Below are 21236 nucleotides of genomic sequence, written 5' to 3'. Positions count from 1 at the left end.
AGGTGATTCACGCTTCGCATAACGATTCGGATAGCTAATTTTCCATTCACGACGCTCAGGTCAGATTCAGGCCGCCATCCGAGAGCAGAATTTCGCCGGTGAGATAGTCGGAAGCCACAAGCCAGGCCACGGCCTGCGCGATATCCTCCGGACTGGCGGCGCGGCGCATGGGCGAGCGCGTTCTCCAGAGTTCCTGCGCCTGCGTCCAGTCCGCTGTGAGCGGCGTATCGACGAGACCCGGCGCCACGGCATTCACGCGAATGTCCGGCGCAAGCGAAAGCGCCAGCAAGCGGGTGACGTGGTTCAACGCCGCCTTGGTCGCCGCGTAGGGAATGGAGGCGCCTTTCGGCCGAACGCCCGCATGCGAACTCACGTTGACGACACAGCCGGGCCGCCCTCGTGCCGCGGCTTCGCGCAATGCCGTTTGCGCTTCGGCCACCAGCCGGAACGGCGCCACGACGTTGACCTCGTTGAGTTCGTGCCAGATATCGGGCGTAGCCGATGCCAGGTCCGCGTGCGGAATGACGCGGCTGATCCCGGCATTGTTGACCAGCACGTCGAGCCGTCCCCATACGGCGACGGCCTCGCGAATGAGCCTCACGCGTTGCATGTCGTCGGCCAGATCGGCCTGAACATAGGCCGCGGCACCCAGTTCGCGGCTCAGCGCGTGCCCGGCCTCGGCCGAGTTACGCGAGTGCAGGATCACGGCGTAGCCTTCCTGCGAAAGGCGTCGTGCGATGGCTTCGCCAATGCCGGAAGTCGATCCGGTCACCAGCGCGACCGGAAGCACCGTATCTGAATGAATCATGTTTTGATAGTCGATCAGGATGCCGAAACAAGAAGCATCATGGGACGCTCCAGTTCTTCTGCCAGTTGCGGCGTCGTTTGAATCTGCTGGGGCGTGGGCGCAAATTCCTCCACCCGGCGAATCTGGAAGCCAGCTTCGATCAGCGTATTGAGCGTCGTACCGAACGTTCGGTGGTACTTCAGCACGCCTTTGGCAAACCAGTCGGTTCGACGCTCTCCCTCTATTGCATAGCCGTTGACCGGCCAGGTCTTGCGGCCGTCCTCGCCGTCAAGCCACTGCGGATTCTGCGCCGCCATGAAAATGGGATGCTCGATCGTAAAGACGAATTGCCCCTCGGGAACGAGCGCCTTGCGGATCGTCCGCACTAGCCGGTCAAAATCGCGGACGTAGTGAAAGGCCAGCGCGCTATACGCGAGATCGAAAGCGGCCTCGGGCAATGCCAGCGCATCGAGATCCGCGATGCGGTATTCGATGGCGGCATCGCCCGTATCCGCTCGCGCACGCTCGATCATCTTTTGCGAGAGATCGAGACCGAGCACCGAAGCCGCGCCCTGCTTGCGCATCCAGCGCGACGCCCAGCCGAAACCGCAGCCCAGATCGACAACGCGCTTGCCGTTCAGATCGGGCAGCATGGCGCGGATTGCGGGCCACTCGGGCGCACCGCCCAGCCCTTGCACCTGGCGAGGCAACCGGCTGTAGCCCGCAAAGAATTCCGGATTGTCGTAAATGTTCTGTGCCATGTTTCTCGAACGTATACACCCGGTGCCAGCTAGTCCCTGTCGGGCGCACCCAGCGGAAAGAAGCGCCGATAAGGCCCCGCCTCATCGACCACGCGCGCCGCCCATTCCTTGTCCTGCAGGCGCGCCTCGCGCCAGTCGTAGCTCCGGTCCGGCATGGCGTGCGCATCGGCCACGCCACGCGGGTCCCGCTCGGCTTCGCTGCACAAGGCGTTGCCCACAATGCGCTGCATTGGCGCGTGGACATAGTCGTCGAACACGTCGGCCATCATCCGCGCATCGAGCGCTTCACGTGCGTTCTCCTGCACCATGGGCTGCATGCCGCTTTCGTTGAAGCGGCCTTCCAGCACTTCGCTACCGCCCACGCGAAAATCCATCGAGCGGCGAACAAGCGTCCATCGTTCCGGCGGGCCGGTGAACCACTGGGCCTTGAGCCGCGGATCCGACCACGCCTTGAACACGCGCCCGGGCGTGGCGACCCATACGCGGTTCAGCGTGAATGTGCCATGAAAGAACAGGTTTCCCGTCATTGCTCGTCTCCGTCGATTTCGCTGCTTTCGCCGCTTTCGAGCAGTTTGCCGAGCCGGTCGAACCGCCTCGCCCACAGTTGGCGCCGCTCGCTCAGCCAGTTCTCGACCTGCTGGACGGCCTCGGCGGAGATCCGGCATTCGCGGGTGCGTCCGCGCTTTTCCGTCACGATCAGGCCGCTCTCTTCCAGCACCTGCACGTGCTGATGAATCGCGGCACGGGACATGCCGTAAGGGCGCGCCAGCTCGCTCACCGAAGCCGGCCCCCTGGAGAGGCGTTCGAGCATGCCGCGGCGCGTGCCGTCCGCGAGTGCGTGAAAGGCCCTGTCGAGTTGTTCCGAATACTCAAGCATGGACTTAAGCTAGAGCCTGACGACGGGAAAGTCAAACAATGACTTAGAGCGTGTTAGGAACTTAGCGTTAGGTTTGCAAAATGAACGAGCATCAGAACGGAGAAGACTACAAAGTGGATTCCAGCGAGTGTCTCCGGCAAACGCTCGTAATCTCGCGCGAGTCGACGAAAGCGGTTCAGCCAGCCGAAGCTACGTTCCACCACCCAGCGGCGCGGCAACAGCACAAATCCTTTTTTCGCCTCCGGCAGCTTGACTATCTCAAGCTCGATTCCTTCATCCAGTGCTGCCTGTGCGGGCTCCTCGCCGGTATTGCCCTGATCGGCAAACGCTACCTTGACCGTCTGGCCTGTGGCCTCCTGGACCTGACGCGCAAGCTCGCCGACCTGTGCGCGCTCCTGCTCGTTGGCGGGCGTAATATGCACTGCAAGCAACTGCCCCAATGTATCTACCGCCATGTGGACCTTGCTGCCGCGTTTGCGTTTATAGCCGTCGTAACCGGCGCGAGGTCCACTCTCGCAGGTCGACTGCAACGTGCGCCCATCGAGAATGACTGCGCTGGGCTGCCCCTTTCGGCCCTGCGCGACCCGAATAACCGAGCGCAGGTCGCTCACCATGGCCTCGAAACAACCCGCCTGAATCCAGCGCTGCGTCTGCTGGTAGACCAACTCCCACGGTGGGAAATCATTGGGCAACAGACGCCAGGGCGCGCCCGCACGAATGATCCAACGCAACGCATTGAACATCTCGCGCAATTCGTATTTGCGCTGCGGAGCCTCCCGGCTCATCAACGTCAGGTAGGGCGCAGCGAAGCTCCATTCTTCATCGGAAACATCGGTCGGGTAAGGCTTGCGTGGTTTCATTCCACCAGGATACCAGGTTCGACTCGAAGTTCCTAACACGCTCTAAGTATCGGAAGGCACATGGCCGCGCAGCCCAGTCAGATGTACTTCAGGAACGCGGTAATGCTCGCTGCGATGGCCTGCGGCGCATCCTCGAAAGTGTAGTGACTCGCACCCGGCAAGCAATGCACCCGTGCATCCGAAAAAATCTCGCTAAAGAGCGGGAGAAAGTGCTCGGGATGCAGCGTGCGGTCCTCCATGCCCCAGATCGCCAGGGCGGGTCTCGTGGCGACCGCGCGCCTCGCGGCTTCGTCCGGGGCCTCGAGGCGGTGCGCGCCGGTGGCGAATTCTTTCGCCCAGCCAATGGGACCAGCACAATCCGCCGGTGTGGCGAAATGGAAGCCATAGGCACGCAGCCACGCATCGGTAATCACCGCGTGATTCCGGGGGCCTCGGTGTAGTGGGGGGCGTACGTTCCGTCGAACGTATCGATAGATCGGTTCATGAAGCGCGTCCTTTGCTGAAAGGGAATGACATCGGCTTCCACGAAGTAGTTTCATATTGAAACCAGAATGCGTGATGGCAATATTGGTTTCATTTTGCAACTTCATTGCGTGGAGGCGCACACTGGCGTGTGCAATTCTCCATCGGCAGGCCCATCGTGCACGCGCACGCGGCTCAGGAACGCGAACGCGGCCAGCGCACACAGCAGCGTGACGGCCGCCAGCCCGTCGAGCAGAAAGCCGAACGCCGTGTAGTAAGCGGCCTGCAACGTTGCGTGCGCAACGCCCGGCACACACGCCGCGGCATGCGCGAGATCGCCGGCCGCAAGCCGCGCGGCCGCCTCGGCCACGGCGCCCGGCTGTGCTTGCGCAAGTTCGGCGCGCAATTGCACGGCGGTCAATGCGGCGAGCAGCGCGCTCACCACCGCCAGCGCCACGCCCTCCCCGGCCACGCGTGTCGTGCTGAAGATGCCCGTTGCCATGCCGGCGCGCGACTTCGGCACGACGCTGACCGAAAGGCCGTCCATCAATCCCCACGGCAGGCCTGCGCCCACACCGATCGCCAGCATCGGCCCGACCGCCGCCGCGCCGGCACCCGCGCGCAACGCCGAGCCCAACGCGTACAAGCCCGCCGCCGCGATCACGAGCCCAATGCCCGAAATCGCCCCCGCGGACATCCAGCGAGTCAGCGTGGCCGCGACGAACGGCACGACCAGCATCGGCGCCGAAATCGCGAGCATGAGCCAACCCGCGTGAATCTCGTCGTAGCCCTCCACGCCGATAAAGCGCAGCGGTAATACGACGAGCAGCACGATATAGCAGTAGCAGGTCGCAACAGGCAGCACCTGAACGCCCACGAAGCGCGGGTAGCGGAACAGCGAGAGGTCCAGCATTGGCCGGGCGGCGCGCAGTTCGATCACGACGAAAGCCAGCGCGAACACGGCGAATGCCGCGAGCAGCCCGATCACCGCGGCCGACGTCCAGCCGCGCGTGGGCGCCTCGATCACCCCGCACGTAAAGCAGGTGAGCGCCGCCGTGAAGGTTGCGGTGCCCGCCCAGTCGAGCCGCCGTGCATGCGGATCGCGCGACTCGCGCATACGCGGCACGCCGAACGCCAGCGAAAGCGCGCCGGCCAGCGCCCCGGTCGTGAAGATCGCGCGCCAGCCGAAATGCGCGATCAGCCAGCCGGCCAGAACGGGCCCGAATGCCAGACCGATCCCGAAGGTTGTGCCGAGCGCGCTGAATGCCCGCGTGCGGGCGTGGCCGTCGAACTCCTGCGCGAGCGCGGCGGTGCCGCCCGCCAGCGCCGCCGCGGCCGCGACGCCCTGTGCCGCGCGGAGCAGATCCACGGCGAGGAGGGTCGGCGCGAAACCGAGCGCCAGCGAACTGAGCGTGAAGCCCGCCACGCCGCAGGCGAACAACCGCTTGCGGCCGAACCGGTCCGCAAGCGTGCCCGCCGCCATCAGCAGGCTGCCGAACGCGAGCATGAAGGCGTTGGTGATCCAGTTCGTCGCGACCGGTCCGCCGCCCAGGTCGCGGCCGATCGCAGGCGTGGCGACCGCACCGCCCGAAAACGCGAGCGGCAGCGCGAGCGCGGCCATGCAGACCGCGGCGAGCACGACGAGGCGCCTCGCCGTATCGGGTGAATTCGTAGTGTCCATCGTCGCTCCTGGTGAAGGGTCCGCGCATTGCAATGCATTGCCGTGCAATGCCGCGGGCAGAGCGACAAACGATAGTTCGGATTCAGTCGGCGAAAAATAAGGTGGGATTCCGCAAATAACGGAGTTAAATTCCGCAATGAACCGGAATCGCCCCGGTCCACCGATCAACGGCTCCGCAACGGCAAGCAGGCATGGACAATCTCAACGGCATCGTCGCGTTCGTGCGCACGGCGGAAACGCTCAGTTTCGTCGCGGCCGGGCGCAAGCTCGGCATCTCGGCGTCGGCGGTGGGCAAGACCATCGCGAAGCTGGAACGCTCGCTGGGTGTGCGGCTCTTTCACCGCACCACGCGCCGCGTGACCCTGACCGACGAAGGGCGGCATTTCCACGAGCGCTGCCACCGGATCCTCGAAGAACTGCGCGACGCGGAAGCCGTGCTCTCCGAAGCCGCGCAGACGCCGCGCGGGCGCTTGCGCGTGAGCCTGCCCGTGATCGGCTACCGCTTCCTGCTGCCGGTATTGCCGGCCTTCAGCGCGCGCTATCCCGAGATCGAACTCGATCTCGACTTCAACGACCGGCTGGTGGACGTGGTGGAAGGCGGTTTCGACGCGGTGATCCGAAGCGGTTCGCTCAGCGATTCGAGCCTGATGTCGCGCCGGCTCGGCCCGTTTCGCTTCGTGCTATGCGCGGCGCCCGGCTACGCTCAACGCTGCGGGCTACCGGACACCCTGGCTGCGCTGCCCGCGCACGCCTGCGTGCGCTACCGCTTTCCGACCACGGGCAAGATGCAGCCGTGGTCGCTCATGAGCGACGGCAGCGAACCGCCGAACCTGCGCACGGCGATGACCTGCAACAACATGGAGGCGCTGCGGGGCGCGGTGATCGCGGGCTTCGGGATTGGCTTCATGCCGGACTTTCTCGCGCAGGATGCGCTGGAAAGCGGCGCGCTCGTGACGGTACTCGGCGAGCACACGATCGCGCCCGGCCAGTTCTCGATACTCTGGCCGTCCAGCCGCCAGCTTTCGCCGAAGCTGCGCGTCTTCGTCGATTTCATGTGCGCGCACCTTTTTCCGGAAGCGTGAAATTCGATGTGGGCGCCACATTCGCATTTCGTGCCGCTTGGCCTTGACGTGGTCTTTGTGTGGCTTTTGCGTGGCTTTTACTCATGATGGCCGCCGAAGCGATGCACGAGCCGCGGCATCAGCAGCGGGCTCGAAAGGAACCCGAGTCCGAACGGCAGGATCGCAAGCCCCGAAGCGAGGCGAGCGGCGACCAGTGCAGGACGCCTTGCAGGTAGATGTCGTAGGTGAGGAAGAACGCGCTCATCGTGTAGAACAGAAACGCCAGCGCGAAACCCAGCGCGACGACGGGGTTGCGAAAGAGGCGCACATCGAGCAGCGGGTCGTTGCCGGCAAGCAACCGGTGCCACTCCACACGCAGCAGCAAACCCGGCACGGGCAGCGCGCCAATGAGGCACGCAACCATCCAGAGCAGCCAGCCGGCTTCAGCTAAGCCTGCACATCTGCGCGATGAAGATTGCGGATATCGGGCTCGCCCAGGCGCGGCGGCAAATCGACCTGGGCGTGGTGATGAATCTCTCGACCGGGAGGTTCAGGCCCGCGGCCGATGCGTTGCTGCCAGCCGCGGGCGGCAATCTGTTCGGGGCGTGGAGCATTGCCGACGCCGATCTTGCGCTGATGCTCAACCGGCTGGTTCTGAACCGCGATCCCGTGCCGCAGCGCCTCGCAGACTATGCCCGCCGGCAATGGCAAAGGCCGTCGGTCCAGCGCTGGGTGGCGCTGGAGCGTCCGACATTGTGAGGACTCCCGCCTACCCCTTCACCACCGTAATCGCAAACCCATCCCACCCTTTCGAGCCCACAGTCTGCACGGCGGTGCTTTCGAGCCGCGCATCCTGCGCGAGCCGGTCGATATAGCGCCGCACGCCCACCACGTCGTCTTCCTGGCTCGCCGGGTCGGCCACGCGACCGTCGCGCACGACGTTGTCCGCCACGATCACCGTGCCGGGCCGCGCAAGCTTCAGCACGCGTTCGAGGTAGTGCGGGTTGTTGCGCTTGTCCGCGTCGATGAAGACGAAGTCGAACGGCGCCGCGCCGTCTTTAAGCAGGCGGTCGAGCGTGTCGAGTGCCTGCCCTTCGATCACCGTGACCTTGTCGCTCACGCCTGCCGCCGCGAGGTTCGCGCGTGCCACCGCGGCGTTTTCGGCCACGGCTTCGAGCGTGACGAGCGTGCCGTCTGCGGGCAGCGCACGCGCGAGCCAGATCGCGCTGTAGCCGCCCAGCGTGCCGATTTCCAGCACGCGCCGCGCGCCCTGAATGCGCGCGAGCAGATAGAGAAACTTGCCCTGATTGGGCGCGACGTTGATGGCCCGCAGGCCCGCTTTCGCACTCGCGGCGAGTGCGTCGTCGAGCGCGGCATCGGCGCCGACCAGGCGCTCGCAAAACCATTCGTCAACAGCATGCCAGGCTTGCTCGGTCATCGCACTGCTCCAGAGTGGTCAGGCCCGCCAGCTTAACCCAGTGCCAGATGCAGCGCAGTAACGCACCCAGGCCTCCACGCCACCTCAAAGAACATCCACTCTTTAACCCACACGCACGCCGTTCGCATACTGGGCGCAACGCATCACCACATTGAGCCCCCGCCCAAGCGGCATGCCCACGAGGACGCCCCACAGCGCATACGACATGGCGGCAAATGCGTCGGTCGCCGCCCACGGCTGCCCGGACTCGACGGCATAGTGCATGAAGGACTCCGCGACGAAGGTCACGACGATCATGACGAGCAGGCTCGGATCGCCCGGCAGGCGCACGAGCAGACCGTTCGGCCCGCGACGATATTGCAGCGCCCAGCGGCGCGCATGCAGCCAGCCGAGGCCCGCTCCCACCGCCACCATGACCACCGTCACGACCAGATCCGCGTCGCCCGCATGCGGAAAGAGCTCACCGAGACTGCCGAAACCCATGGCCAGAAAAATCACGGGGGTCAACAGGGGCCGCGTGGGGCGCACTTCGCGCGGAAAGCAGCGGTTCACGCCGATATAAAGCAGCACACAGAGCAGAACAACGACATAGGAACTGGAGAAGTGAGTCATGATGCACTCCATCAGGGTTGGGCATGGTTGAGCGAACACCGCGGTCGCGACTCTAACCATTTCGCTCCGCTTGAAAACCGCTTTGCGACGAAATGCACTTTGGCGCGATGAACAGCGGCCTCGCGCGACGAACGGCGGCGAAGCCCGCGAGGCTTTCCGGCCCCTGCGGGCCCGGTATATTCTCGAGTCCTCAGGCACCGCTCTCAGGAGCTCACGCGATGCAAAGACTCTTCGACGGCGCGGCAACGCATCGCCTCGCACAGATGCCGCAGGCGGCGACGCCCGGCACCCGCCGCGCGCTCACGGTGCTCAGGCTTGCCGCCTTCAACAGCCTGATCGCCCTTGCCCTGTGGGCCGGTCACACCGAAGAGCATCTGCTCAGCTATCTCGTGGTCGCCAATGGCATCGGCTTCAGCGCCTGGCTGCTGGGCGCGCTCGCCGATCGGCTCGCGCGGCGCAAGCTCGGCGTGCTGCCGAAGGTGCTGATCGTGGTCCCGATCAGCGTGGTCGCCGGCTTCGAGATCGCCGCCTCCACCGTGGGGAACGTCCCGCACCTCCTCGGTCATGCGGGTGACGAGAAATGGTTCGCCTACGGCTCGTCGTTCATCATCGCGGCGGTGGCCTGCGCGCTCTTTACTCTCGCGCTCCAGACCTCGCGCATGCGCACCTCGCTCGAAATCGAACGCCGCAAGGCCGCCGACGCGCGCCAGGCCGAAACCGCCGCCCGGCTCGCGCTGCTGCAAGCCCAGATCGAACCGCACTTCCTCTTCAACACGCTGGCGAACGTGCAAAGCCTGATCGAGCGCGACCCGGCCCGCGCGAACGCCATGCTATCGAGTCTCAACCACTATCTGCGCGGCAGCCTGCGACGTACGCGCGCGGCAACTTCCACACTCGGCGAAGAACTCGATCTATGCGAAGCACTCCTGAAGATTGCTTCGATCCGGCTGGAGGACCGCTTGCGCTACACGTTCGAGATTCCGCCCGCGGTGCGCCATCTGCCCTTCTCGCCGCTGCTGCTCCAGCCGCTCGTCGAGAACGCCATTCGGCACGGCATCGAGCCCTCGGTGGAGGGCGGCGAAATCCGTGTGCGCGCCGCGCTCCACGGCGGCATGCTCACGCTGGAGGTGATGGATAGCGGCACGGGGCTCGCGCAGGGCGCGGCCGGCGCGCTGCATGGCGGCGTGGGCCTGAACAACGTCCGCACGCGGCTGAGCAGTCTCTACGGCGAACGCAGCCGCCTCGATATCAGCGACAATGCGGCACCCGCGAAGGGCGTCACCGCCACCTTGCTGCTTCCCGCTCACTGATATGCCGACCGCCCTGATTGCCGACGACGAACCGAACCTTTCCGCCGATCTCGCCGACCGGCTGGCGCGCCTGTGGCCCGAGCTCACGATCGTGGCGAAGCCGCGCGACGGCGTGGCCGCGCTGGCGGCCCTCAATGCGCTCAAGCCCGATATCGCGTTTCTCGACATCCGCATGCCCGGCATCGACGGTCTGAGGCTCGCGGGCCTCGCGCCCCACGCGCGCGTCGTGTTCGTGACGGCGCACGACGACTATGCGGTCGAAGCCTTCGATCGCAGCGCGGTGGACTATCTGCTCAAGCCCTTGACCGACGCGCGGCTGCTGCGCTGCATTGCGCGTCTTCAGCGCGAAGCGCCGGCACAAGGAGAGCTGCAGCCGGGGCCGGCCGCACCGGCGCCGCGCGACACGGCGCCGGTGCGCTGGCTGACCGTGAGCGCCGGCGACACCACGCGGCTCGTTTCCGTGGACGACGTGCTGTACTTTCAGGCCGCCGACAAGTACACCGAAGTGGTCACCGCCGGCGCGCGGCACGTCATCCGCACACCGCTCAAGGAACTGATGCCGCGTCTCGACGCCGACGCGTTCACGCAGGTTCACCGCAGCGTTATCGTTGCGTACGCAGCCATCGACCGCGTGGAGCGCGACCTGATGGGCAACCTCAAGATTCATCTGCGCGGCGATGCGGCGGTGCTGCCCGTGAGCCGCGCCTATGCCGGCATGTTCCGGCAGATGTGAGTGGATGCGGCGCGCAGTCGATCAGCGCAGCCGCTCAGAACTCCACGTCGAGTTCGTCGATATCTTCGGTCTCCGACTTCGCCGCCGCGATCCACTCCGCCACGAAGGGCTGTTTGAGCACGCGCATGCAGTAGTCGGCGATATCGCGATCGATCTTCACGTCGTAGGTCAAAAAACGCGTAACGACGGGCGCGTACATGGCATCGGCAGCGCCGATCTCGCCGAACAGCCACGGGCCGCCGTACGCCGCGAAACACTCGCGCCAGATCGTTACGATGCGCTCGATATCGTCCTGCGCGCGCGACCATACACGAAAGTTCGGAAAGTGCCCGCGCAGGTTCATCGGCAACGCCGAGCGCAACGCGCCGAAGCCCGAATGCATCTCGCCGCAGATCGAGCGGCAGTGCGCGCGCGCCTTCCGGTGCTCGGGTAACAGATGCGCCTGCGGGCGGATTTCGTTCAGGTACTCGCAGATCGCGAGCGTGTCCCACACCTTGATGCCGTCGTGCTGCAGGCAGGGCACGAGAATCGAGGGCGAAAGCAGCAGCAGTTCGGCGCGTGCCGCGGGATCGTCCACGGGCACGGCCACGGTCTCGAAGGGAAGACCGGCCAGCTTCGCCAGCAGCCAGCCCCGCATCGACCACGACGAATAGTTGCGGCTGCTGATCGTCAAGGTCGTTTCCATCTGGCTCATGCGCGTCTCCGAAGGGCGGTGCCTGCCTGAATAGTCGAGGAAGTGCGCCGCGCACCGCGAACGGCAGGCGATGCACCACTTTGCAGCACGGCGGCGCCTTCATTCGCGGGGCGCTTTCGGCGCGTTCCTGTCGCGTTCCCGCTGCGCGCCATCCTGTTGCCGCGAAGCCCGGCAGATCCCATCCGCACGCCACGGCGCCGCGCCGCATCCGCACGGCGTTCGTGCAAACAACGTGCCAGTCGCCGGCGCGGCGCGCGCGCTCGTGCTGGCTCACGTATTGCTTGCGCCTCAGAGTCCCCGCTGCGGCCCTACGCCCGACCCTGCGCTCCATGAACCTGCTCGCATACCCGCTCTATCAGGCGTTCGCCGACCTCATGCGTCCCTCGCGCACCAGCGCCTCGCTCGCCCGTGCCATGCTCGCCGCCTGGCCCGCGTCCACGGCCGCTTTCGGCCTCGATGCCCGCTATCTCGACGCGTGCTGCGAACTCGTCGAAATGATGGGGCTCACGCATGGGCGGCCGCCGTTCGGCATCGATACGGTCGCCGTGAACGGCGAGCGCGTGGCCGTTCACGAGGAATACGTGAAGCGCACGCCGTTCGGCTCGCTGCTGCACTTTCGCAAGGACAGCGCCGTGCCGCAGCCGCGCGTCCTGATCGTCGCGCCCATGTCGGGCCACTTCGCCACGCTCCTGCGCGGCACGGTGCGCACGATGCTCGCCGACCACGACGTCTATATCACCGACTGGCACAACCCGCGCGACGTGCCGCTTTCGGCCGGCCGCTTCGGCTTCGACGAATATGTCGAGCACGTCGTCTCGTTCATCCGCCGCATCGGGCCGGATGCGCATCTCGTCGCCATTTGCCAGCCCACGGTCGCGTCGCTCGCCGCGGTTTCGCTGATGGCCGCCGACAACGATCCGGCCCAGCCGGCCAGCATGACGCTCATGGCCGGGCCGATCGACTGCCGCGTGAATCCCACGCGCGTGAACGAACTGGCGAACAGCAAGCCTATCGAGTGGTTCGAGCGCAATCTCATCGGCGTCGTGCCGGGCGGGTTTGCAGGCGCGCAGCGGCGCGTTTATCCCGGCTTCGTGCAGCTTGGCGCATTCATGTCGATGAATCTGGAACGGCACATGGCGTCCTTTGCGGACATGCACCGCGAACGCTCGAAGGGCGATCCGGAAAAAGCCGATTCGATTCGTACGTTCTACGAAGAATATTTCGCCACCACGGATCTCACCGCCGAGTTCTACCTGGAAACCGTGAGTTCGGTATTCCAGCAATACGCGCTGCCGCTCGGCAAGCTGAAGGTGGGCGAGCGCCTCGTCGAGCCCCACGCCATCCGCCGCACGGCGCTTTTCACGATCGAAGGCGAGAAGGACGACATCTGCGCCGTGGGTCAGACAGTCGCTGCGCAGGACCTCTGCTCGGCGCTACGGCCGTATATGAAGACGCACCACGTGCAGACTGGCGTGGGCCACTATGGCGTTTTCAACGGCCGCAAATGGGAATCGCAGATCTACCCGATGGTGCGCGCGACGATCCACAACCACGAGCCGCGCGCGCGCCGTTTCGCCGCGACGTCCGAGACCGGGGCGCACGGCGAGCAACTGAGCCTGCGTGCCCTGCTGGACGCGGAGACCGCGGCCGCCGCCGTCATCGCGAAGGCGGCGCAAACCTGAGGCCAGGGGCGGGATCAGGCGCCCGCGGTGCTCCACGGCGCAGGCGCAGGTACGGCGCAAGGCGCCTCGACGTCGATCGACTTGAAATCGGCGGGGCTCACGATCTCCAGATACTCCATGTCCGGCGAGTAGTCGAACAGATAGTGCGCAATGCCGGGCGCCTGATGCACGCAGTCGCCGGCTTCGACGAGCGTCTCCTGCTCGCCGTACATGAAACGCGCCCAGCCCTTGAGCATGATGACGATATGGAAGTCGGCCTCGTGCCGGTGCCAGCCCGTGCCCTGCTCGGGCGCGAGGTTCGCGCGCACGAGCTGCGCGACGACCTTGCCGTGCGTCGCCGCCGCGATGCCGAGATCGCGATAAGTGAAGAAGTCGCGCAGTCCGCCGCCCTCGAATCCGGTGTCCTTGGGCTTGACGTGCGAAAAGCGGGTAGCGAATTCCAGTTCCGTAGCCATGACCGGGCTCCCATCGAAGAATGGCGGCGGTCATTCAAGCATTTACCGTTCCAGTGCGGCGAAGCGCGGCATACGCCCATGCGCAGAGGCGTGCCGCGCCGACGCGCAGCCCGATCGGCGCACCGGATGGCGTCACGCTGCACCTGTACGCATCGCACCATGCCCTTCCTGCACCTGAACCGCGCCTTCGCGGCACACCCTGGCGCTGTATGGCACGCATTCGTCTATTGAAACCCGGCAGCCTGCGCGGCCAGCGGCCAGCGCCCAGCGACCCCACTCCGGTTAGAGCGACCCCGCCTGCGCGGGTCATGACCAGCCAGCTTGCTCAGGTATCCCTATGATCTGGCTGGCGCCGGCGGCCCTGCACGCTGACCACCGAGTCGAATAGCGCCTCGGCGCGGGCAAGCTCGTCCAGCGCGTGGTCGAGGCGCGACTGTGCCGCGCCATGGGGCACCGGCGAGACGTCGAATCCGGCCTCGCCGCGTACGGCCCGAAAAGCCAGATCGACGTTGCGCGACGCTTCAAAAAAGCGTTGCGCAGCCTCGGCTTCTCGCGAACGGATGATGATCGCCATGGAAAAGTTCCATTGTTAATTGCGTCCAGTCGGCCGCGCGGGCGCCGCGTCCACGCGCGTGCGCACCGGTGCGCGAGCCGCCGGCACGCACACCGGCCGAGGATTCCGCCGGCGGAAGATCGAACAGATCGCGGGTGACGCCGCGCGCCTCCTGCGCGGCCGGCTGGCTGCGCAGGCGCTTCGTGAGGTCGGCATAGGCTTCGAAGTCGCCGTTGCGGGCCGCCTCGTGTATCGCGGCAAGATCGCGCGCCTTGACGAACGAGGGCTGCGTGAGGCGCACGAAATACGGCGCCTCCAGTTCGACGGCCAGCGCGATCGGATAGTGCCTGGCCGCCGTTGCCCCGGCTTCCACGCCACGCTCCGCGCGATCGACCACGACAGTAGCCTGCGAAGCGCACGGCGCGTTGCCCGTACTCACGCTGCGCAGCCGCTCGGGACACACGCTGAGGCTGCTGCCGATGCTCAATTCCGCAGGCGATGCGCAGACCAGCGCGTAGTGGTGATCGCGCTCGCGGCCAGAAGGCCAGGTCGTGCGGCTCGCCACGAACACGTGCATGGGCAACTGCCGGACCTGCCCGCTCGCATCGACCCAGGCATTCCACACCAGTGCGTCCTCGCGCTTGCGCGAAGCCGCACGCGCACGCCCGGCCGCAGGCGAAAAAAGCGCGAGCAGCGAGCCCGTGCGCAACGCCGCCACCTGCGCGCTGGCGCCGAGCGACTGGCTGATGCCCCACAGGAATCGCCCGCCGCCCAGCCGGCGCTCCCACTCCTTGCGCAGGATGAGCGCGGCGAGATCTTCCCCGGTCTCCGATCCGGATCGGGACCAGCAAAAGGTGGGCGGTAGGTGTTTCAGTGCCATCGACTTCCTCGGAATGCAGTTGCCCGGTCGATTCGCCGGGCAATTCAATAACCGTTACTGTATAGGTATAATGCATGACATGGAAGCCCCAGACAGACAATTTCCCGTGCAGGAGCTATTGACCCGGCTAACGGCGGATACCCGTTCAGCCAGCGAAATTGCGCGGCTTTCGGGGGTCAGCCAGCCCACGGTTTCGCGACTTCGGTTGTCGAACGGGCGCCGGCTGCGCCGGAGTGCGTCATTCAATAAGCTATGCAGTTTCTACGGCGTCAAGGCGCCGCCCCCGGGGCGGCACGACGCCGCCTATAACGAATTGCTGCGCGACGCGATCGTCGAAGCGTGGGACGGCTCGGAAGAGCACGGCCGCGCGTTGCTCGTGGTGATAGAAGGACTGAAGGAGATGAGCGGAAGGCCGCGCTGAGCAGCGCGAAGCGCGGCACGAGGGAAGAAGGGAAAGACAGAGGTAGCCGGTGGCAGCGGGCGGCGTGCACCCATCGGGCGGTGGCCAGGTACCCACAGGTCGCAGCCTGATGCAGCCGGGCTGCGTAAAGGTCACCGGTTATGGGAAAACGGCCCCGCGAAGGGGCCGATTCCTCAGAGAAAATCCGTCGGAAACGCACTGCGCGGCCGCCGGAGAGCCGCGCTGCGCGCCGCAATCGGGCATGCGGGGGTGCAAGGTCCCAAATCCGGTTACCTTGCCCCCGTCAGCGGGAACCTGGGGCGACGATCAGGCGGTGGCGCGTGCCTGACGCAGCACGGGCAGCAAATCGGAAGGCTCCGGGCGATGCGTGTAATCCGGATTCACCTCCGAATACAGGATCACGCCGTCCTGCCCGATCACGTAGCGCGCCGGCATCGGCAAGGTCCAGCTCGGGTCGCCGTTCACGGTGGGCAGGTCGTTGCCCAGCTTCTTGTAGAGCTCCACCAGATAACCCGGCAGCGCGAAGCGCAGGCCGAATGCGTGGGCGACTGCGTTGTGCTCGTCGGAAAGGATCGGGAAACCAAGCTGGTTCTGGCGCACCGATTTGCGGCTGTTCACGGGATTCTGCGGCGAGATCGCCACGAGGCTCGCACCCTCTGCCGCGATGGCCGGCAACGCTTCCTGCAGCGCCTGCAGTTCCATGTTGCAGTACGGGCACCATACGCCCCGGTAGAACGTGACGACGAGCGGCCCCTTCGCGAGCAGATCGGCCGACGATACGGCTTCGCCATCCGGGCCGCGCAGCGTGAACGCCGGGGCACGGTCGCCCGCCTTCAGCGCACGGCCGGCCTGGCCGGAGGCAATCAGTTCGTCGGTGGCGCGCTCCATCACCGGATGAATGTCGGGCGGCGCGTTGTACGGCGGCTTGCCCGCACGGAAGTCGGCCTTGAAAGCGTCGAGTCTGGCTTGCAGCGACATGGCAATGCTCCTTGCAGTGAGAGGTGAGGTCGTTTCGTCCGTGTCGTCGGGACCGAAGCGATGGGCTCATCTTCCGCGTTCCATGCCACGGCCAGTAGCCGCGCGCATCTCATAGGAGCTATTCCCTACAGGCATGGCGTAGCGCCGCAGCTCCTTTCGGCGGCAGGGAAGCGTTCGTGCTAGATTCATTTCTCCCCATTCGAATCAGCGCGCAGCATGGACCGACTCGCCGCCATGGAAACCTTCGTCAGCGTGATCGAGACGGGCTCGTTCTCGGCGGCCGCGCGACGGCTGGGGGTCGGACAGCCCGCCGTCTCGAAATCAGTCGCGCTGCTCGAGGATCACCTGGGCGTGCGGCTCCTGTTGCGCTCCACGCGCGGACTCACGCCCACCGACGCGGGACAGCGCCTCTACGAGCGCGCCAAAGCCGCCATCGACGCCGCCGACGAAGCCGAACTCGCCGCGCGCGGGGCGGGGGCGAGCCTCACGGGCACGGTGCGCGTCTGCGCGGCCGTCACGTTCGCGCGGCTGCATCTCATCCCCGTCCTCGAGGGCTTTCTGGAACGGCATCCCGAAGTCGATCTCGACGTGGTGCTGGACGACCGCAGCATCGATCTCGTCGAAGAGGGCATCGACGTGGCGCTGCGCATGGGCTCGCTCGACGATTCGGCGATGACGGCGCGCAAGCTGGGCGAAGGACCGCGCCTGGTGGTGGGCGCGCCCGCCTATTTCGCGCAGGCCGGCACGCCGCGCACGCCCGCCGATCTGGCCCGGCATCGCGTGGTGATCTATAGCCAGCGCGGCGGCGGGCGCACGTGGACGTTCCGGCGCGGCAGCACGGAGATGTCGGTGGCCGTTGGCGGACGCCTCACCGTCAGCGCCGCCGAAGGCATGCGCGCGGCCGTGCTTTGCGGCATGGGCGTGGCCGTTGCGTCCGAATGGATGTTCCTGAATGAGCTGAGGAGCGGCGAGGTGGTCTCCGTATTAGGAGACTGGTCGCTGCCTACGCTTGCGCTCTGGGCCGTCTTCCCGACCGGCCGCTTGGTCAATGCACGCACGCGCGCACTCGTCGGCTATGTCGAAGAGGCGCTCGCGCCGGTGCTCAATCCGGTACGCAGCGCGGTGGCAAGCGAGCGCTGAGCGGCCGTGACCTCCGCCCTGACGTGAATGCTTCACGTGGAGCCGATATGACCTCTTTTGCTTCCGCCCCCGGCAATACAGTCCGGCGCCTGCGCGGGCAGTGCCTGTGCGGCTCGGTTCACTACGCCGTAGACGATGCCTTCGTCTACGCGCTCAATTGCCATTGCTCGCTCTGCCGCCGCAGCACGGGCTCGGCGTTCAAGCCCTTTGCGGGCATCGAGCGCGACAAGCTCGACATCACCCTGGGCCACGAGCACCTGCACCGCTTCGGCGATCCGCTCGCGAACCACGACGTCCACTGCGCGCGCTGCGGCTCGCTCCTCTTTTCGGTGGTGCGCGACGGCGGCTGGGCGCACGTCACGCTCGGCACGCTCGCCGACGCTCCGTCCATCCGGCCGTCGGCGCATATCTTCGTGGGCTCGAAGGCGCCGTGGTTCGAGATCACCGACAACCTGCCGCAATTCGACGAGCTTCCCTGAGCCTCACCGGCGCGCTTATCCAGCAGAGAGGTGCCGATACTGGAATCGCTGCCAGCCTGCCTCAGCGCCCGCGGATCGACTATGCTGGGGGCCGCCTCGAACGGGAGCCCCCCATGGACCGGACCACCATCGATACTTATACAGGCGCGGCGCAACGCTACGCCGACGAATGGGCCAGCCAGCCCCAGCCCGACGATCTCTACGCACTGCTCAAGCGCTACTTCCGGTCGGGCGGCGCGGCCGCCGACATCGGCTGCGGTTCGGGGCGCGACGTGGCCTGGCTCAATGCAAACGGATTCCCGGCCGTCGGCTACGATGCCTCCGAGGGCCTGATCGCACAGGCCAGCACGCAATATCCTTCGTTCACGTTCCGGCAGGCCACACTGCCCAGGCTCGCGGGCGTGGCGAATGCCGCGTTCGACAACGTGCTGTGCGAAACCGTCATCATGCATCTGCCGCCCGCGCAGGTCGGTGCGGCGTGTACGCGGCTCGTCGAACTCCTGAAGCCTGGCGGCGTCCTGTTCCTCAGTTGGCGCATTACCGAAGGCGAAAGCGTACGCGACGCGTCCGGACGCTTGTATTCGGCATTCGAGGCCTCAATTGTGAGGCACGCGCTCAGTGGCACCACGCTCGCGCTGGATGCGTCTGCCGTCAACCAGTCGTCAGGCAAACGCGTTCATCGTGTGGTCGCCATTCGCGATTGAGTGCCGGAAGGCGCTTTTTGCGACGAGCGAGGGGAAAATCGGTTGGGCAATTTGCCACAGCGGATGCCGGTCACGAGCCGGCATTCGTATTGATCGGATGATTGAAACCGCGAACCTCATGCACGATTTGGCGTCGAATGCAGTCTGGTCATTGCGGGCCGTGCAGAAAGGACTTCGAAGAGATTGCGATCCGACCCTGTGAGAACCTGAAACTGTGCGTTGCACACGACGATTCAGGTTGCCTCGCATGGCGGAACGCACTACCATACGCGATCTTTCTGCATTGCACGAAAATTCAGGCCGCCTCACGCCCTGTGCGTTTGGCGCTCGCCCGGCGGAACCGGCATTCGCCCCCGCCCATTCCCCTGCAAATTTCGTCATCGCCAGGACGCAACGCCGCTGGCGCGTGACTCATTTTGCCCTTGTCAGGCCCCCTTCAAGGAGAACGTATTGACAAGCCATGACCGGGACGACGTGCTGGCCTCGTCTGCCCGCCCTGCCCGCCGCGGATCGAAAGACAAGAGCGGCGATACGACTCAGCTCGACACAAGCTCGCAACTCGAAAAGCGCCAGCACCAGATGCGCGCGCTGATCAAGCTCGGCCGCGAACGCGGCTACCTCACGCACGCCGACATCAACGACCATCTGCCCGATAACTTCGCGCAGACGGCCGCGCTCGAAACCATCGTCGCCACGTTCAACGACATGGGCGTGCAGGTGTACGAACAGGCGCCCGACGCTGAAACGCTGCTGCTCAACGACGAAGCGCGCGCCGACACGCAAAGCGACGACGAAGCCGACGAAGAAGTCGAAGTCGCGCTCTCGACCGTCGATTCGGAATTCGGCCGCACGACCGACCCGGTGCGCATGTACATGCGCGAAATGGGTTCGAGCGAACTGCTCACGCGCGCCGGCGAAATCGAAGTCGCGAAGCGCATCGAAGACGGCCTGCAGGAAATGATTCAGGCGATCGCGGCATGCCCGTCGATCGTCGCGACCATTCTCGCGGATGCGCAGCGCATTGCCGCCGAAGAAATGCGCATCGACGAACTCGTCGACGGCATCGGCAGCGACGAAGCCGCAGCCGAATCGGAAATGGCCGAGACGGAAGAAAGCGAAGAAATCGAAGCGCAGGCCGACGAGGCCGATGACAGCGGCGACGGCGACGAAGACGACAGCGAGAGCGACGCCAGCAAGGCGAACGAAGCGCAGCTCGAACAGCTGAAAGCGGACGCGCTCGCGATTTTCGCGCGCGTGCGCACGCTCTTCGACCAGATGGCGTGTACGACCGACTCGGAAGCGCGTGCCTCTGCCGCCGAAATGAAGATCTGCGAAGAAATCCAGCGCGAACTCGCGCCGATCCGCTTCACGGCACGCACCATCGACCGCCTCTGCACGCTGCTGCAGTCGCAGGTCGCGGCCATTCGCGCCATCGAGCGCAATGTGCTGGCCATCGTCGTGGATCGTTGCGGCATGCCGCGCGAGACCTTCGTCGAGCAGTTCCCGGGCCACGAAACCGATCTCGACTGGACCACGCGCATGGCCGCGAAGTCGAGCAAGTACGGCCCCTCGATGGAGCGCAGCCTGCCCGCCATCCAGGCCGAGCAGCGCAAGCTCGCCGAGATCGAAGCGGCTGCGTCGCTCTCGCTTCAGCAGATCAAGGCGATCAACCGCCGCATGACGGCTGCCGAAGCGAAGATGCGCCAGGCGAAGGGCGAGATGGTCAAGGCCAACCTGCGTCTCGTGATCTCGATCGCGAAGAAGTACGTGAACCGCGGCATGCAGTTCCTCGACCTGATCCAGGAAGGCAACATCGGCCTCATGAAGGCCGTGGACAAGTTCGAATATCGCCGCGGCTGGAAGTTCTCGACCTACGCCACCTGGTGGGTGCGCCAGGCCGTGACGCGTGCGCTCGCCGACCAGGCGCGCACGATCCGTGTGCCGGTGCATATGATCGAAACGATCAACAAGCTGAACCGCATCTCGCGCGAGATCCTGCAGCAGACGGGCGTGGAAGCGCATCCGGCCGATCTGGCCGCACGCATGGGTATGACCGAAGAGAAGGTGCGCGGCATCCTCAAGATCGCCAAGCAGCCGGTTTCGCTGGAAAGCCCGGTGGGCGACGACGGCGATGCGACGCTCGGCGACATGATCGAAGACGCCGGCTCGGCCTCGCCGGCCGACGCGGCGATCCATGCGAACATGCGCGCTGCGATCGACGAGGCGCTCAAGGCGCTCTCGCCGCGCGAGGCGAAGGTGCTGCGCATGCGCTATGGCATCGACACGACGTCGGATCACACCCTCGAAGAAGTGGGCAAGCAGTTCGACGTGACGCGCGAGCGTATCCGCCAGATCGAAAGCAAGGCGATGCGCAAGCTCATGCACCCGAGCCGTGCCGACAAGCTGCGGCCGTTCCTGGAGCGCTAAGCAGTTATATTTCGGCTTATGTCTGGCTGAAATGAAAAAAGCCCGTCACGTAAGTGGCGGGCTTTTTGTTTGGCGAAGCGATGTTCGCGGGGAGGCATGCCGATTTGAGCTTTGCTTCGATACGAGATGTCCGGCTGGGCGGTTATGCAGCCGGTGCGGTACTGGTGGCGCCGCGCTCGGGTACGAGATGCGTCTGAGGGTAGTACTGCTCGCGCGCCTGCGACGACCCTGAGCGCGCAAA

The 21236-nt window shown here is 65.7% G+C and carries 24 protein-coding genes and 1 pseudogene; 10 read left to right on the top strand and 15 right to left on the bottom strand.

What is annotated here, in order from left to right; translation table 11 throughout:
• Positions 1 to 55: 55 nt before the first annotated feature.
• The 7 genes from BFE01S_RS22280 to BFE01S_RS39690 form a co-directional block, all read right to left on the bottom strand.
• Positions 56 to 808, bottom strand: coding sequence for an SDR family NAD(P)-dependent oxidoreductase (locus tag BFE01S_RS22280; protein ID WP_042338247.1), 753 nt, complete (start codon positions 806 to 808; stop codon positions 56 to 58).
• 14 nt (positions 809 to 822) lie between these two features.
• Entirely contained in the window at positions 823 to 1548 is a 726-nt protein-coding gene (locus BFE01S_RS22275; protein ID WP_028227402.1) for a class I SAM-dependent methyltransferase, read from the bottom strand.
• Between the two features lie 29 nt (positions 1549 to 1577).
• The gene (locus BFE01S_RS45920; protein WP_084170100.1) at positions 1578 to 2075 is read right to left on the bottom strand and encodes an SRPBCC domain-containing protein; all 498 of its coding nucleotides are present in this window, start codon (positions 2073 to 2075) and stop codon (positions 1578 to 1580) included.
• The gene (locus BFE01S_RS22260) at positions 2072 to 2425 is read right to left on the bottom strand and encodes an ArsR/SmtB family transcription factor (protein ID WP_028227401.1); all 354 of its coding nucleotides are present in this window, start codon (positions 2423 to 2425) and stop codon (positions 2072 to 2074) included. The genes BFE01S_RS45920 and BFE01S_RS22260 overlap by 4 nt, the downstream gene beginning before the upstream one ends.
• A 53-nt stretch (positions 2426 to 2478) precedes the next feature.
• Positions 2479 to 3285, bottom strand: coding sequence for an IS5 family transposase (locus tag BFE01S_RS22255; RefSeq protein ID WP_028227400.1), 807 nt, complete (start codon positions 3283 to 3285; stop codon positions 2479 to 2481).
• 77 nt (positions 3286 to 3362) lie between these two features.
• The gene (locus BFE01S_RS39695; RefSeq protein WP_407668238.1) at positions 3363 to 3698 is read right to left on the bottom strand and encodes a hypothetical protein; all 336 of its coding nucleotides are present in this window, start codon (positions 3696 to 3698) and stop codon (positions 3363 to 3365) included.
• Positions 3699 to 3871: 173 nt separating this feature from the next.
• The gene (locus BFE01S_RS39690) at positions 3872 to 5428 is read right to left on the bottom strand and encodes an MFS transporter (protein ID WP_042338245.1); all 1557 of its coding nucleotides are present in this window, start codon (positions 5426 to 5428) and stop codon (positions 3872 to 3874) included.
• 191 nt (positions 5429 to 5619) lie between these two features.
• On the opposite strand from BFE01S_RS39690, the gene BFE01S_RS22240 reads away from it, so the two are divergent.
• Complete coding sequence (locus BFE01S_RS22240; RefSeq protein WP_028227399.1) at positions 5620 to 6510, top strand: LysR family transcriptional regulator; 891 nt, start codon at positions 5620 to 5622, stop codon at positions 6508 to 6510.
• Between the two features lie 86 nt (positions 6511 to 6596).
• Here the strand turns inward: BFE01S_RS22240 and BFE01S_RS22235 are convergent.
• Positions 6597 to 6934: pseudogene (locus tag BFE01S_RS22235) on the bottom strand (MFS transporter); the annotation flags it as partial.
• A gap of 83 nt (positions 6935 to 7017) precedes the next feature.
• Between BFE01S_RS22235 and BFE01S_RS44500 the strand changes: the two are divergent.
• Positions 7018 to 7248, top strand: coding sequence for a hypothetical protein (locus tag BFE01S_RS44500; RefSeq protein ID WP_407668239.1), 231 nt, complete (start codon positions 7018 to 7020; stop codon positions 7246 to 7248).
• A 10-nt stretch (positions 7249 to 7258) separates the two neighbouring features.
• Here the strand turns inward: BFE01S_RS44500 and BFE01S_RS22225 are convergent, their stop codons facing one another.
• The gene (locus BFE01S_RS22225) at positions 7259 to 7927 is read right to left on the bottom strand and encodes an O-methyltransferase (RefSeq protein ID WP_028227396.1); all 669 of its coding nucleotides are present in this window, start codon (positions 7925 to 7927) and stop codon (positions 7259 to 7261) included.
• Between the two features lie 102 nt (positions 7928 to 8029).
• Positions 8030 to 8539 carry a hypothetical protein gene (locus BFE01S_RS22220; RefSeq protein WP_028227395.1) on the bottom strand — a complete coding sequence of 170 codons (510 nt, stop codon included), beginning with the start codon at positions 8537 to 8539 and terminating at the stop codon, positions 8030 to 8032.
• 263 nt (positions 8540 to 8802) lie between these two features.
• Here BFE01S_RS22220 and BFE01S_RS22215 point away from each other — a divergent pair, with 263 nt between their 5' ends.
• Together BFE01S_RS22215 and BFE01S_RS22210 are read left to right on the top strand one after the other, a co-directional pair.
• Positions 8803 to 9849 (top strand): sensor histidine kinase, encoded by a 1047-nt coding sequence (locus BFE01S_RS22215; RefSeq protein ID WP_042338280.1) that lies wholly within the window; start codon positions 8803 to 8805, stop codon positions 9847 to 9849.
• Between the two features lies 1 nt (position 9850).
• Positions 9851 to 10582 (top strand): LytR/AlgR family response regulator transcription factor, encoded by a 732-nt coding sequence (locus BFE01S_RS22210; protein ID WP_028227393.1) that lies wholly within the window; start codon positions 9851 to 9853, stop codon positions 10580 to 10582.
• A 34-nt stretch (positions 10583 to 10616) separates the two neighbouring features.
• Here the strand turns inward: BFE01S_RS22210 and BFE01S_RS22205 are convergent, their stop codons facing one another.
• On the bottom strand, positions 10617 to 11276 hold the full coding sequence (locus BFE01S_RS22205) for a glutathione S-transferase family protein (protein ID WP_028227392.1): 660 nt from the start codon (positions 11274 to 11276) through the stop codon (positions 10617 to 10619).
• Between the two features lie 329 nt (positions 11277 to 11605).
• Here BFE01S_RS22205 and BFE01S_RS22200 point away from each other — a divergent pair, with 329 nt between their 5' ends.
• Positions 11606 to 12958 (top strand): polyhydroxyalkanoate depolymerase, encoded by a 1353-nt coding sequence (locus tag BFE01S_RS22200; RefSeq protein WP_028227391.1) that lies wholly within the window; start codon positions 11606 to 11608, stop codon positions 12956 to 12958.
• Positions 12959 to 12972: 14 nt separating this feature from the next.
• Here BFE01S_RS22200 and BFE01S_RS22195 read toward each other — a convergent pair whose 3' ends face one another.
• The 3 genes from BFE01S_RS22195 to BFE01S_RS39680 all read right to left on the bottom strand — a co-directional run bounded on the left by BFE01S_RS22195 (position 12973) and on the right by BFE01S_RS39680 (position 14846).
• Positions 12973 to 13413: a cupin domain-containing protein gene (locus BFE01S_RS22195; protein WP_028227390.1), complete on the bottom strand. Its 441-nt coding sequence runs from the start codon at positions 13411 to 13413 to the stop codon at positions 12973 to 12975.
• A gap of 325 nt (positions 13414 to 13738) precedes the next feature.
• Entirely contained in the window at positions 13739 to 13987 is a 249-nt protein-coding gene (locus BFE01S_RS22190; RefSeq protein WP_028227389.1) for a hypothetical protein, read from the bottom strand.
• Entirely contained in the window at positions 13935 to 14846 is a 912-nt protein-coding gene (locus tag BFE01S_RS39680; RefSeq protein WP_042338242.1) for a hypothetical protein, read from the bottom strand. Before BFE01S_RS39680 ends, BFE01S_RS22190 begins: the two co-directional genes overlap by 53 nt.
• A gap of 79 nt (positions 14847 to 14925) precedes the next feature.
• Between BFE01S_RS39680 and BFE01S_RS22180 the strand changes: the two genes are divergently transcribed.
• On the top strand, positions 14926 to 15267 hold the full coding sequence (locus BFE01S_RS22180) for a DNA-binding protein (protein ID WP_042338278.1): 342 nt from the start codon (positions 14926 to 14928) through the stop codon (positions 15265 to 15267).
• A gap of 306 nt (positions 15268 to 15573) precedes the next feature.
• Here BFE01S_RS22180 and BFE01S_RS22175 read toward each other — a convergent pair whose 3' ends face one another.
• Positions 15574 to 16245 carry a peroxiredoxin-like family protein gene (locus BFE01S_RS22175; RefSeq protein ID WP_028227387.1) on the bottom strand — a complete coding sequence of 224 codons (672 nt, stop codon included), beginning with the start codon at positions 16243 to 16245 and terminating at the stop codon, positions 15574 to 15576.
• A 216-nt stretch (positions 16246 to 16461) separates the two neighbouring features.
• On the opposite strand from BFE01S_RS22175, the gene BFE01S_RS22170 reads away from it, so the two are divergent.
• The 4 genes from BFE01S_RS22170 (at position 16462) to rpoD (ending at position 20995) form a co-directional block, all read left to right on the top strand.
• Complete coding sequence (locus BFE01S_RS22170; RefSeq protein WP_028227386.1) at positions 16462 to 17385, top strand: LysR family transcriptional regulator; 924 nt, start codon at positions 16462 to 16464, stop codon at positions 17383 to 17385.
• Positions 17386 to 17432: 47 nt separating this feature from the next.
• Entirely contained in the window at positions 17433 to 17864 is a 432-nt protein-coding gene (locus BFE01S_RS22165; RefSeq protein WP_028227385.1) for a GFA family protein, read from the top strand.
• Positions 17865 to 17977: 113 nt separating this feature from the next.
• Complete coding sequence (locus BFE01S_RS22160; protein ID WP_028227384.1) at positions 17978 to 18568, top strand: class I SAM-dependent methyltransferase; 591 nt, start codon at positions 17978 to 17980, stop codon at positions 18566 to 18568.
• Between the two features lie 450 nt (positions 18569 to 19018).
• Entirely contained in the window at positions 19019 to 20995 is a 1977-nt protein-coding gene (gene rpoD, locus BFE01S_RS22155; RefSeq protein WP_028227383.1) for an RNA polymerase sigma factor RpoD, read from the top strand.
• The last annotated feature ends 241 nt before the right edge of the window (positions 20996 to 21236 follow it).

Origin of the sequence: Paraburkholderia ferrariae NBRC 106233 (genome assembly GCF_000685035.1) — a bacterium.
In the GTDB taxonomy this organism is placed as follows: Bacteria; Pseudomonadota; Gammaproteobacteria; order Burkholderiales; family Burkholderiaceae; genus Paraburkholderia; species Paraburkholderia ferrariae.
This window is presented reverse-complemented; position numbering and strand designations above follow the sequence as displayed.

What these genes read in the sequence shown, in the direction of transcription:
- BFE01S_RS22280 (WP_042338247.1), bottom strand. Translation starts at nt 808, where the DNA reads ATGATTCATTCAGATACGGTGCTTCCGGTCGCGCTGGTGACCGGATCG.
- BFE01S_RS22275 (WP_028227402.1), bottom strand. Translation starts at nt 1,548, where the DNA reads ATGGCACAGAACATTTACGACAATCCGGAATTCTTTGCGGGCTACAGC.
- BFE01S_RS45920 (WP_084170100.1), bottom strand. Translation starts at nt 2,075, where the DNA reads ATGACGGGAAACCTGTTCTTTCATGGCACATTCACGCTGAACCGCGTA.
- BFE01S_RS22260 (WP_028227401.1), bottom strand. Translation starts at nt 2,425, where the DNA reads ATGCTTGAGTATTCGGAACAACTCGACAGGGCCTTTCACGCACTCGCG.
- BFE01S_RS22255 (WP_028227400.1), bottom strand. Translation starts at nt 3,285, where the DNA reads ATGAAACCACGCAAGCCTTACCCGACCGATGTTTCCGATGAAGAATGG.
- BFE01S_RS39690 (WP_042338245.1), bottom strand. Translation starts at nt 5,428, where the DNA reads ATGGACACTACGAATTCACCCGATACGGCGAGGCGCCTCGTCGTGCTC.
- BFE01S_RS22240 (WP_028227399.1), top strand. Translation starts at nt 5,620, where the DNA reads ATGGACAATCTCAACGGCATCGTCGCGTTCGTGCGCACGGCGGAAACG.
- BFE01S_RS44500 (WP_407668239.1), top strand. Translation starts at nt 7,018, where the DNA reads ATGAATCTCTCGACCGGGAGGTTCAGGCCCGCGGCCGATGCGTTGCTG.
- BFE01S_RS22225 (WP_028227396.1), bottom strand. Translation starts at nt 7,927, where the DNA reads ATGACCGAGCAAGCCTGGCATGCTGTTGACGAATGGTTTTGCGAGCGC.
- BFE01S_RS22220 (WP_028227395.1), bottom strand. Translation starts at nt 8,539, where the DNA reads ATGACTCACTTCTCCAGTTCCTATGTCGTTGTTCTGCTCTGTGTGCTG.
- BFE01S_RS22215 (WP_042338280.1), top strand. Translation starts at nt 8,803, where the DNA reads ATGCCGCAGGCGGCGACGCCCGGCACCCGCCGCGCGCTCACGGTGCTC.
- BFE01S_RS22210 (WP_028227393.1), top strand. Translation starts at nt 9,851, where the DNA reads ATGCCGACCGCCCTGATTGCCGACGACGAACCGAACCTTTCCGCCGAT.
- BFE01S_RS22205 (WP_028227392.1), bottom strand. Translation starts at nt 11,276, where the DNA reads ATGAGCCAGATGGAAACGACCTTGACGATCAGCAGCCGCAACTATTCG.
- BFE01S_RS22200 (WP_028227391.1), top strand. Translation starts at nt 11,606, where the DNA reads ATGAACCTGCTCGCATACCCGCTCTATCAGGCGTTCGCCGACCTCATG.
- BFE01S_RS22195 (WP_028227390.1), bottom strand. Translation starts at nt 13,413, where the DNA reads ATGGCTACGGAACTGGAATTCGCTACCCGCTTTTCGCACGTCAAGCCC.
- BFE01S_RS22190 (WP_028227389.1), bottom strand. Translation starts at nt 13,987, where the DNA reads ATGGCGATCATCATCCGTTCGCGAGAAGCCGAGGCTGCGCAACGCTTT.
- BFE01S_RS39680 (WP_042338242.1), bottom strand. Translation starts at nt 14,846, where the DNA reads ATGGCACTGAAACACCTACCGCCCACCTTTTGCTGGTCCCGATCCGGA.
- BFE01S_RS22180 (WP_042338278.1), top strand. Translation starts at nt 14,926, where the DNA reads ATGGAAGCCCCAGACAGACAATTTCCCGTGCAGGAGCTATTGACCCGG.
- BFE01S_RS22175 (WP_028227387.1), bottom strand. Translation starts at nt 16,245, where the DNA reads ATGTCGCTGCAAGCCAGACTCGACGCTTTCAAGGCCGACTTCCGTGCG.
- BFE01S_RS22170 (WP_028227386.1), top strand. Translation starts at nt 16,462, where the DNA reads ATGGACCGACTCGCCGCCATGGAAACCTTCGTCAGCGTGATCGAGACG.
- BFE01S_RS22165 (WP_028227385.1), top strand. Translation starts at nt 17,433, where the DNA reads ATGACCTCTTTTGCTTCCGCCCCCGGCAATACAGTCCGGCGCCTGCGC.
- BFE01S_RS22160 (WP_028227384.1), top strand. Translation starts at nt 17,978, where the DNA reads ATGGACCGGACCACCATCGATACTTATACAGGCGCGGCGCAACGCTAC.